At 65.2% G+C, this 5697-nt stretch carries 5 protein-coding genes; 2 read left to right on the top strand and 3 right to left on the bottom strand.

The features are described from left to right. On the bottom strand, window positions 1–1268 hold a 1268-nt coding region (locus MKK69_RS24880), incomplete at its 3' end, for a TolC family protein (RefSeq protein WP_243972364.1). 813 nt (window positions 1269–2081) lie between these two features. Here MKK69_RS24880 and MKK69_RS24875 point away from each other — a divergent pair. Beyond that, window positions 2082–3509 (top strand): hypothetical protein, encoded by a 1428-nt coding sequence (locus MKK69_RS24875; RefSeq protein ID WP_243972362.1) that lies wholly within the window; start codon window positions 2082–2084, stop codon window positions 3507–3509. A gap of 169 nt (window positions 3510–3678) precedes the next feature. Here the strand turns inward: MKK69_RS24875 and MKK69_RS24870 are convergent, their stop codons facing one another. Together MKK69_RS24870 and MKK69_RS24865 are read right to left on the bottom strand one after the other, a co-directional pair. Next, window positions 3679–4107: a GtrA family protein gene (locus MKK69_RS24870; RefSeq protein WP_243972360.1), complete on the bottom strand. Its 429-nt coding sequence runs from the start codon at window positions 4105–4107 to the stop codon at window positions 3679–3681. Next, on the bottom strand, window positions 4104–4478 hold the full coding sequence (locus tag MKK69_RS24865; protein ID WP_243972359.1) for a hypothetical protein: 375 nt from the start codon (window positions 4476–4478) through the stop codon (window positions 4104–4106). Before MKK69_RS24865 ends, MKK69_RS24870 begins: the two co-directional genes overlap by 4 nt. A gap of 511 nt (window positions 4479–4989) precedes the next feature. Here MKK69_RS24865 and MKK69_RS24860 point away from each other — a divergent pair. Beyond that, the coding region (locus MKK69_RS24860; RefSeq protein WP_409564877.1) for a haloacid dehalogenase-like hydrolase at window positions 4990–5697 on the top strand (708 nt) is incomplete at its 3' end.

Below are 5697 nucleotides of genomic sequence, written 5' to 3'. Positions count from 1 at the left end.
AGCCGGCCCCAGAAATCGACGATCTGCGCGCGCACCTGGTCGCGGACCTGATCCACCTGGATGCGGGCCTGATCGACCTGCTCCTTCGCCTGCCGGATCTGCGCGTAGGTCTGGCCGCCCTCGTAGATCGGGATGTTCAGCCTGCCGCCGACGAAACCGACGAAGTAAGCCTGGTTCGGGCCGGTCTGGTCGTAGACCTGGCTGAGCGAGCCCTGCAGGCTCAGGTTCGGGGCCAGCTGGCCCTCATAAACCTTCACCTGCGCTTCCGCCGCGTCGACGGAGTGAATGGCCGATACGATCTGCGGATGCTCGCGCAGGCCGACGGCGATAGCCGAATCCAGCGAGCCCGGCACGAACCGGTCGAGCGGGCGTCCGGGCGCGAGCTGGCGCGGCTCGACGCCGATGTTCTGCCGATAGATGCCGATGCTGGTCCGGAGGGCCGATTCGGCGGAGCTGACCTGCGAGCGCGCGCCGGCGAGCCGGGCCTCGGCCTGGGCGACGTCGGTGCGGGTCACCTCGCCCACATTGAAGCGGTCGCGGGTCTGCCGGAGCTGCTCCTCCAGCACCTCGACGTTGTTCCGGTTGAGCTCGAGGGTGGCGGTGTTGCTCAGGACGTTCATATACGCCTGGACGGCGTTGTAGAGGACCGTGAGCTCCGTGTAGCGCAGGGTCTCGCGCTGGCTGTAGACGGTCGATTCGGCGCGGCGCGTCAGGTTGTCGGTCTGGAAGCCGTTGAAGAGCGTCTGCGTGACCGTGAGGCTCGCCGTCGACGGGAGGTAGGTCTCTCGGAGCGTCCGGCTCGAGGTGACGGCTTGGGTTGTGGTCGCCGTCGAGGACGTCGAGACACCGCCGCCGGACCCCGTTGAACCGCTCGTCCCCGATGAGACACCGGAGGTCGACGTGCCGGTCGTCCCGATGCCGGTCGTGCCCGTCGACGTGCCGACGCCGGTCGTGCCCGTCGAGGTCCCGGACGTGCCGCCGATGGACGTGCCGGTGCTCGCCGTCGTCGCGCCGGTGGACGCCGCGCCGGCGGCGGCGGCGACGGTGCTGCCGCTGCGGGTCTGGAGATATTGCACCCCGATCGAGGCGCCGACATTGACCTGCGGCCGATAGCCGGATTGGGCGATCGCCACGCTCTCGTCGACCGCGCGCACGCCCGCGCGGCCCGCATTCAAGGTTGGATTGCCCTGATAGGCCTTCGCGAGAGCGCTCTCCAGCGTCTCGGCGGTGGCCGGGGCCGCTGCCGAGATCGCGAGACCGGACACCATCATCCCGACCGTGCGGAATGTGGAGCGACTCGCTGGCGGACGTCGTGTCACGATGAACAAGCCCTTCCGGCCTCTTCCGATCCGAATACGCGCAAAGCAAACAGCCAAGGTACGGCGTTCCGCTGGAATTCGATCAAGCCCACCCCACCGTCACGCTTAGCGCAAATCCCTCGCTTTGGCTCGGGCTGGTGGGTTGGGGGAGTCAGAATGTGCGGGGGTTGGGGCATTAAGGTGACACACCGCCCGCCAGCGGACTGTTCGTGGTGCGGGTGTCCGAAGTGTGGCTCCGACGCGCTCGGCCGAGGCCCGGATCCGATGGGCGCCGACCGGCGCATCGGCTGTCCCAGGGGGAGGCGACCCGCCTCGACGCTGCGAACATCCCGGAGCGCCGTGGCCGCCTTCCGCAGCCGTGCCGCCCCTACAGACTGCGCCCGCGGCCGCCTCGAGCGTGCCCGTGACGGCGTGGCCATCGCTGCGTTGACCCGTGTATCGCTCCGGGCGTCGTGGGGGCAGGGGGACGTGCCTGTGTCACCGCGCGTCGCCGCGTGCGGGCGTCCTCCCGCCTGTGGCACGCCTGAATCGATCGGGCGCATCGTCGCGCAAGCCTGCGATCCAGGCGTTTTCGATAGCTATAGGGATGCGTGGGATTGATCGCTTCACACCTGATCGCCGCCCGTGATATCGATATCAGGGCTGCAAGACTGGAATTTCGATCATCCGGCGCTCGCAGGAATGCCGGCCCTGATCAGGCAAGAACAGCCGCCAAAAGCCGGCCATCGGTCCAAAACGCCCTCGTCCTCGAGCTGAAGCATCATGCAGATTGAGTTGATCGGGGTCATCGCCTTCGTCGTCGGGCTCATCAGCCTGGGACGCGGCCCCGGATTTTCGGTCTACATGATCTTCCTCAGTACGCTCCTCGGCGCATCGGCTGCGGCGATCCTCACCTTCCTGGGCGGAGCGAGCCTGCAGCCGGCACATCTCATGCTCCTCTTCGTCCTGCTGAAGATCGGCTCCAATCCCTATCGGCTCGCGGACGGCCTCTCCTCGCTCAGTTTTCCGCGCCCGGGCTTCTGGCTTCTCATCACAGTGCTGTATTCGTTGGTCGGAGCGGTGTTGCTCACGCGACTGTTCGCCGGAAGCACCAACGTCTACGCGATCGCGCGTCTCGGTGATGGCGTGCGGATCGCGCTGGTGCCATTGGTTCCAACGACCGGAAATATAACACAAAGCCTATATTTTGCCTCAGATCTTTTAACTTATGTCGCATTCTACGCCTGTTCCCGCGAATTGGGGTCGCGAAATCTCGAGGTGCTCTGTTCCGCCGTGGTGGTCTGTGCCTTCGCGAACTTCGCGTTCGGATTGATCGACGTCGCGACCTATCTGACCGGCACCGGAGAATTGTTGTCGTTCCTCCGGAATGCGGGCTATACAATGCTCGTCGAAGTCGAGATGGCTGGCTTCAAGAGAGTGGTCGGCTCCTTCTCCGAAGCCTCCACCTACGGGTCGGCGTCGCTGTTCTTCTTCACATTCACGGGTCGGCTGTGGCTCGAAGGGGTGTTTCCCCGCAGAGCCGGTATCGCGGCCGCAGTGTCGCTGATCGCGGTCATCGCCTCCACGTCCACCACGGCCTATGCCGGGCTGGCGATCGTCGTGGCTTTTGAATACCTGACCTGCTTGTACATGCTCGTCATTCATCGCAACTCCACGAGAAACGCGACGATCTTCATATTTCTTGGCCCGTTCGTCGTGGTGTTCATCGTCATGTTCGCCGCCCTCCAGGAAGCGGTCTGGACGGCGGGCCAGAACATCTACCAAGCCGCATTTTCGGAGAAGCTGAGTTCGGACTCTGGCGTCGAGAGAAGCTCCTGGAATTACCAGGGGCTGCAAAACCTCTTTGAAACCCATGGGCTCGGGGTTGGCGTGGGCAGCACGCGCACGTCCAGCTGGCCCCTCGCGGTCCTCGCAAGCCTCGGGGTCATCGGGACGATCACCTATCTGGCTTTTGTCCTCCTGTTCTTCTTCGCACGGCCTGCCAGCGATGGACGGACGAAGAGTTTTCAGAAGGCCACGCGCTCGGCGTGCATCAGCCAGGTGGTGTTATCGTCGATCGGCTCGCCCTTCGTCGATCTCGGATTGCTGTTCTTTATCTGCGCCGGCATGTCGATGGCCGTCAGTGAGAGCGAACAGAGCGCCTCCACAGTGCCGGCCGGGATAAAGCCGCGGCGCGTGCCGGCCACGTAAGGGCCGTCCGATCCGGATCCTCGAGGCCGAGGCAAGGCAAGCCCCGGGAACAGCCCTGCCGGCGGGCCCGCTTGGGATGACGTCCTGACCGATCCGGTTCCGGCCATGATGACGCTCCGGCCGGGGCGTCCCTGTCTAAACTTCGACGAGCCGCTGGCGGCCCTGACAATCAGGCTCGCTGCGCCACCTTGCCGAACGAATAGTATTTATGAAGGTAAAAGCTGATCAGGATCGGACTCGCGACGCCGATGAAGTGGGCGACGTCCTCCACGTGCCAAGTGAACCCGAGCATCGGGAACAGCGCGCGCGCCAAGCTGCTGCTGACTCCGAGCACGATTAGGAAGCTGACGACATTGACCAGAGCAAACCGCCCGTATTCGCCGAGCCAGTGACCCGTGGATGTGAAGACGTAGCGCCGTGCCAGGACGAAAGCCAGGTTCAGGCCGATGAGGTAGGCCACGATGACGGCCAGCTCGTAGACGACGACGAAGCTCAGCAGCCACCGGCTCACGAGGTTGACCAGGGCCGCGGTGCCGCCCGTGACCACGAAGCTGGCGAGCTGCCGCCTGTCGCTCTGTCGGGTAGCCGCTGCGCTCATGCCGAGATCCCCGCGCCCATCGCGTTGGCGCGCCGGCCGCTCGGCGAAATCCTACGGTCTTCCAGGCAGGCGAAGTGGATGTCGGCGATCGGGAGTCCGGCGTTCGACCCCTGCGCGATGGGCAGAGGCGCGGTGAAACCGCGCTCGCAGAGCGGCTGGGCGCGGACCAGCGCACCGACCCCGGCAAGCCTGTCCTGCCGGCCGGCGCCAACGGCAATGTCGGCCACGAAGGCGTCGATATCGGTGTGGCTGTCCTTCAGGATTGCGGCGTTCGCGGTGGTTTTGTCGACCATCGCGATGGCGGTGAAGCCGCCCGCCTGGACGTACGGAATCCGGTTCTGACCGACGAGGCCCGCACCGCTCGTGATCACAATCCGTCCCATCCGCGAGAATCTCTCGATACAAGCCGAACCGTGCGGGACCCCTATCGAATATGCCGCAGGTCAACAAGGACGTTCCCGTGTTCGGTGGCGCTTAATTGAATTGTGTCGCAACGAATTAGCGTTACCGCTACACGCGCAATGGGTCGGGCCGCGGTATAGATTGTGACTTCGAGACTGCTGAGTTGCCAGAATCGTCGCCGGTCGCGTGACGATCGGAAACTGATCCCAGTCCTCGATTCGACACTTTCGCTGGTGCTGAACCGGTATCTACTTCGTGGGCCAACGCTCCAACCCGGCGATCTCGCAGCGTCTCAGTTGTTACCGCCGCCACGCCAGGGCACTTTGGGTGGGACGCCTACCGCCCGAGCCTTGACATTTTCAGCGTGGGTAGCTCACGTATTTCTCGATGTACGGTTCTCCGATTTTCCACTGATTACCGAGGAAAATAGTAGAGAGCGGCCGGCTTAACAGTTGGAAACGACTTGCTGAGAGTGCCCGCATGAGCGCCGCGATCGCAGCGATCCGTGACGAGGGCGTGGGCGACGTTCCGCTCGTCGTCGACGTCGACGGCACGCTGATCAAGAGCGACCTGCTCTACGAGTCGGCGCTCCAGTTCCTGGCCCGCTTCCCGTTCGAGGCCTGGCGGCTGCCGCACTGGCTGTTTACCCGCGGCAGAGCCGAGCTCAAGCGGCATCTCGCCGAGCGCGCGGACCCGAGCATCGCGACGATCCCGCTGCGCGCTGAGACCATCGCGGTGATCCGGGACGCGCAATCGGCCGGGCGCCGCGTCTATCTCGCCTCGGCCTCCGACGGACGCCTCGTCGAGGCCCTGGCTGACCGGGTCGGCGGCATCGCCGGCGTGTTCTCGACCGAGGCGGGCGTCAACCTGGCCGGTGCCGCCAAGGCCCAGCGCCTCGTGACGGAACTCGGCGAGAAAGGGTTCGACTACGTCGGCGACGCCCCCGTGGACTTTCCGGTGTGGCGGGCGGCGCGCAATGTACTGGCTGTCGCCCACGGCCGCGGGTTCTCCCGCAGGGTGATGGCGTCCTTCCCGGAGGCCCGCATCGTCGCCGTGCCGCGGGTCCGGCCCCGGGACATCGTCCGCGCGCTCCGCCCGCATCAATGGGCGAAGAACGCCCTCGTCTTCGTGGGGCTGGTGACCGGTCATCATTTCGATGCGCCGAGCACCCTCGAGTCCTTCACCGCC

This window comes from Methylobacterium sp. J-026 (genome assembly GCF_022829585.1).
In the GTDB taxonomy this organism is placed as follows: domain Bacteria; phylum Pseudomonadota; class Alphaproteobacteria; order Rhizobiales; family Beijerinckiaceae; genus Methylobacterium.
Note: the sequence above shows the minus strand (reverse complement) of the source record. Positions and strands in the feature narration are given on the sequence as shown.